The organism is Streptomyces chattanoogensis (assembly GCF_001294335.1).
Lineage (GTDB): Bacteria > Actinomycetota > Actinomycetes > Streptomycetales > Streptomycetaceae > Streptomyces > Streptomyces chattanoogensis.
In genome coordinates this window covers 1-1,058 of the sequence record NZ_LGKG01000020.1, presented here as the reverse complement: position 1 = coordinate 1,058, position 1,058 = coordinate 1, and the positions used below count along the sequence as shown (strand labels likewise).

Annotated in this window: 1 pseudogene; it reads left to right on the top strand. The window is 71.5% G+C overall.

The window, feature by feature from the left end:
• Nucleotides 1–226 precede the first annotated feature (226 nt).
• Nucleotides 227–1,058 (top strand): annotated as a pseudogene (locus ADL29_RS05640) (hypothetical protein); the annotation flags it as partial.

Below are 1,058 nucleotides of genomic sequence, written 5' to 3'. Positions count from 1 at the left end.
TCCCCCTGTCGCGCGCTGTGACCTGCGCGGACCCCCCGAACTCCCCCTCCCGCTCCCCATGCGACAGGGGCACGCGACAGCAGCACGCGCCCCCGAATGCGCCAGTTGGCCGGGAGTCGCCCTTGTTCCTTCCGTCGGGTCACCCCTACATTCTTCCGTAGGGTCACCCCTACAGAACGGGGGGCGTGATCCTGCCCAACTCCCTGACCAGGAAGGACACCCCGCCATGGGAACCCGCATCGTTGCCCCCGGCTCGGAAAGCTCATTCCCGCACTACGCGCACCACGTCGGCCGCATCACCCTGACCCACGCCGACACCGCCCCTGACGAGCGGCTCGGGGGCCAGAACGGCGCCACCACGTGGTGGAAGGACGGCACCACGTCCTACGTGCTGCACTTCCGCTCCGGCCACGTCCACGGCTGGACCATGGCGGACGAGACGGACACCGCGATTCAGGCCGTCGACTCCCTGCGGGAGGGCGAGTTCATGAGCGGTGACAGGCTGTGGGCCGCCCTGCGGGACGTGCGGCGGCTCCGCTCCCGGCTGGAGGCTCTGGAGTCCGAACTCATCCTGTACGCCCGTGAGGAGGCGTCCGAGGGCCGTGCGCGCATGTCCCTGCGGGAGATCGGGGAAGTCACCCAGACCCACCACACCACCGTGGCCGAACGGGTCGACCGGATGCGCGCCGGCAGTCACGCCCCGTTCCGCGGCTGGCTCGTCCAGGGCACCGACCGGGAGGCCATGCACGGCGGGACCGAGCCTCAGACCCCGCAGGTGCCGACCCTGCGCGAGCAGATCGCGGAAGCCCCCGGCGGCGCCTTCCTGGCCACCGTCGCCCCCTCGGAGTCCGGCGGGTACGTCATCACGGTGACCCAACACACCCCGGAGCCCGAGGAGTTGGCCCGGATCGAACTCCCGGACTGGGACGACATCCGCCCGGCATCCGCCGGACACCGGCTCATCGAGCAGGGGTTCCAGGTCCTCCCGGCCGCGCACTACGAGCCGGACCGGGCCGCCGGATGGAAGCCCAGCGCGGATGGCCAGACCTACACCGCCC